Raw genomic sequence first — 3,316 nt, 5'->3', positions numbered from 1 at the left:
ACATCATCGGTCGCGTCAAGGTGTACGAGGCGATCGTCAAGGGCGACAACATCCCCGAGCCCGGCATCCCGGAATCGTTCAAGGTGTTGCTCAAGGAACTGCAGGCGCTGTGCCTCAATGTCGAGGTGCTCTCCGCCGGGACCGCGATCGAACTGCAGCACGGTGACGACGAGATCGACCGCACCGCAGCCAATCTCGGAATCACGCTGTCCCGCAACGAGTCGCCGTCGGTCGCCGATCTGCCGGGGTGATTCGACTGCCGCGCACCGGGTTCGGTGCGCGGCAAGGACCGCTACGCCTCGTCGTCGAAGCGCGCACGCGCGCGCTCGACCTCGGGCAGCGTGACGGTGGTCCAGTGCAGCAGTGCGTCGATGAGGTCCTGCAGCGTCCTGCCGAGCTTCGAGACGCGGTATTCGACGGCGACCGGCCGCGTGCTCGTGACGACGCGCTCGATCATCCCGTTGCGCTCCAGGCGCCGCAGCGCCGCCGTGAGTGGCTTCTGCGTCACGACCGGGATCGCCCGGCGGAGTTCGTTGAAGCGCAGCGGCCGCTCGCACAGGGCGTCGAGGACCTGCAGCGACCACTTGTCGAGAACCTGATCCAGCAGCTCGCGATGCCGCTCGGTGAGTTGCGGTGCGTCCGAATGCGGCGGGGCGGTTTCCTGCATGACACCTAGTCTCGTTGAAGTTCCCTTCGAGTACCAGGTAGACATCGGATACCTACTCCGACAGCGAAGGACCACTCATGACCGTGCAGCTGCTCACTCCCTCGGGCATGTTCGAACCCGTTCCGTACCACCATGTTTCGATCGGCACGGGCACCCGTCACGTGCATGTGGCCGGGCAGATCGCGCGGGACGCCGAGGGAAACCCGGTCGCGACCGGCGACCTCACCGGCCAGGTCGCGCACGCGCTGCGCAACACCGCGCGCGGTCTGGCCGGTGCCGGAGCGAGCTTCGCCGATGTGGTCCGGCTCCGGTTCTATGTCGCGCGCTGGAGTCCGGACATGTACCCCGCCTTCATCGCGGGCATCGAGCAGGTCAGGGAAGAACTCGGGCTGCCGCAGCCGCTGCCGCCCCTGTCGGCGATCGGCGTCGACTACCTGTTCGAGCCCGACGTGCTCGTCGAGGTCGAGGCGGACGCCCTGCTCGACTGAGGCCCGCACACTTGACTGTGCCGCAACGGCATGGTTTCGACTGGTAGCGTCGGCGTGGCCGCGTCGGCGGAGGAACCAGTCGGATGAGGTGGCGCTGATGGCCTGGAGCACCCGCGAGCTCGCCGAACTCGCAGGCACGAGCCTGCGGACGGTGCGGCACTACCACGAGATCGGCCTGCTCGCGGAGCCCGAACGACGGTCCAACGGCTACAAGCAGTACGGGGTGGCGCACCTGGTGCGCCTCGTGCGGATCAAACGGCTGACCGAACTCGGGTTCTCCCTGTCCCAGATCGCCGCCATGGGCGATACCGGTGATCACCCGGAACAGGCCCTGCGCACGCTGGACGCCGAGCTCGCCGCCACCATCGAACGATTGCAGCGGGCTCGGGTGGAGCTCGGCGCGATCCTGCACCGGGCCACGCCCGCCGATCTCCCACCCGAATTCGCCCCGGCCAACGGCAATGCCGAGGTGATGACCGACGCCGACCGCTCCTTCATCCTCGTCATGACGCGGGTGCTCGGCCCCGAGGGCCTGCAGACCTACGCCGAGATGCTGAAGGACGACCTCGTCGATCCGGCCGTCTCCGAATTCAACGACCTCCCCGCCGACGCCGACGAACCCACTCGCGCCGCGGTGGCGGAACGACTGGCGCCCTTCGTCCGCAAGCTGTTCGCCGACCATCCGGGACTGGGCACCGTGCATTCGGATGCGCCGCGCGGCCCCCGCTTCGCCCAGCAGACGATCGCCGAGGCCTTGGTCGACCTCTACAACCCCGCCCAGATCGACGTCCTCCAGCGCGCGGGACGACACCTGGAGACCGAACCCGGTCCCTCATGACGGGCGCGTGCGCTGCCAGATCCGGCGAGGATCCGAGATCCGGGAGAGACTGCGCCAGTGGCTGTTTCGTGGGCCAGGCCCAATTCGGTGGCTTTTCCTCACGGCGTCCGTGGTCACGACATCGATGACGAGGTATTCGAGCCTGTCGACCGCGGCCAACTGCTGTTCGCGAAAGGGTTGCGCGGGAGAGGGTTTGGTGAGTCGCGCGGGATGCCGATACACAGTGTCGCGGGCGGCTCGTCGATTAGACTTTGTCGCGTATCAGGCAGTCACCCGATCTACAGTGCTGGAATCGCATGAGAGCAGTCGTGTACGACCGTTACGGCGGGCCCGAGGTGCTGTCGATCGCGGAGGTCCCAGTGCCTTCGCCGGGGCCGAAACAGGTGCTCGTCGAGGTGCACGCGACGTCGATCAACCTTTCCGACTGGGAGACACTGCGGGGGACGCCGCTGTATTCGCGTATCGGCGGGATCTGGGCACCCAGACGCCCGGTTCTCGGATCCGATATCGCCGGACGGGTCGAAGCTGTCGGCTCCGAGGTCACAATGTTCGCACCGGGTGACGAGGTCTACGGCGACAATCTCATGCTCAAGGGCGGTTTTGCGGAACATGCCGTGGTTCCCGAATCGGCGCTGGCCCACAAACCGGCGTCGCTGAGCTTCGCCGAGGCGTCGACCCTGCCCCAGGCGGGGGCGATCGCACTGCAGGGTACGGCCGGGATCGAAGCCGGTATGTCGGTGTTGATCAACGGAGCGGGCGGCGGGTCCGGAGCGTTCGCGATCCAGTTGGCCAAGAAGGCCGGGGCGCATGTTACCGGAGTAGACAATGCCACCAAACTGGCGTTCATGAGCAAGCTCGGCGCCGACAAGGTTATCGATTATCGCGCCGAGGACTTCACCGGAACCGGACCATACGATTGGGTCCTCGACCTCGTCGCCGACCGGTCGGTCTTCGCCTACCGCAGGTCGATCGCGCGCAGCGGCCGGTACCGCTGCGTTGGCGGCACCACACGCGCGTTGCTGCGGATGACAACGGTGGGCGTGGTCGCCGGAATGATGACCGGCCGCAGGCTCGGGGTCCTGGCGGTGAAGGAAGGGCCCGCGCACTTCACACCTCTCGCGGAGTCGTGTGTCGCGGGACGGATCGGTATCCACATCGACCGCACTTTCCCCCTCGACGAGACAGCGAACGCGCTGGCCCACGTCGGCGCGGGACGCGCCCTCGGCAAAGTGGTGGTCCAGATACGGTAATCGGCACCATAGGGCAGTCGGCGGAGGTTGCTTCGATCACCGCCATGCTTTCTGCGACCCTACAAAACGCCTG

Annotated in this window: 5 protein-coding genes; 4 read left to right on the top strand and 1 reads right to left on the bottom strand. The window is 66.9% G+C overall.

Features of this window, described 5'->3' with window-relative positions:
- Positions 1-251 (top strand): hypothetical protein (locus NM1_RS40595; RefSeq protein ID WP_157124141.1); only part of this gene is annotated, 251 nt, incomplete at its 5' end.
- 41 nt (positions 252-292) lie between these two features.
- On the opposite strand, the gene NM1_RS40590 is transcribed toward NM1_RS40595, so the two are convergent.
- Complete coding sequence (locus tag NM1_RS40590; protein WP_068033139.1) at positions 293-667, bottom strand: winged helix-turn-helix transcriptional regulator; 375 nt, start codon at positions 665-667, stop codon at positions 293-295.
- A 77-nt stretch (positions 668-744) separates the two neighbouring features.
- Here NM1_RS40590 and NM1_RS40585 point away from each other — a divergent pair, with 77 nt between their 5' ends.
- From NM1_RS40585 to NM1_RS40575, 3 genes are all read left to right on the top strand, one after another.
- A complete protein-coding gene (locus NM1_RS40585; protein ID WP_068033137.1) occupies positions 745-1,155 on the top strand; it encodes a Rid family hydrolase in 411 nt (136 codons plus the stop codon).
- 97 nt (positions 1,156-1,252) lie between these two features.
- Positions 1,253-1,993, top strand: coding sequence for a helix-turn-helix domain-containing protein (locus NM1_RS40580; protein ID WP_068033141.1), 741 nt, complete (start codon positions 1,253-1,255; stop codon positions 1,991-1,993).
- Positions 1,994-2,289: 296 nt separating this feature from the next.
- Complete coding sequence (locus tag NM1_RS40575) at positions 2,290-3,243, top strand: NAD(P)-dependent alcohol dehydrogenase (RefSeq protein ID WP_068033135.1); 954 nt, start codon at positions 2,290-2,292, stop codon at positions 3,241-3,243.
- Positions 3,244-3,316 lie beyond the last annotated feature (73 nt).

Origin of the sequence: Nocardia mexicana NBRC 108244, from assembly GCF_001613165.1 — a bacterium.
GTDB lineage: Bacteria > Actinomycetota > Actinomycetes > Mycobacteriales > Mycobacteriaceae > Nocardia > Nocardia mexicana.
This window is presented reverse-complemented; position numbering and strand designations above follow the sequence as displayed.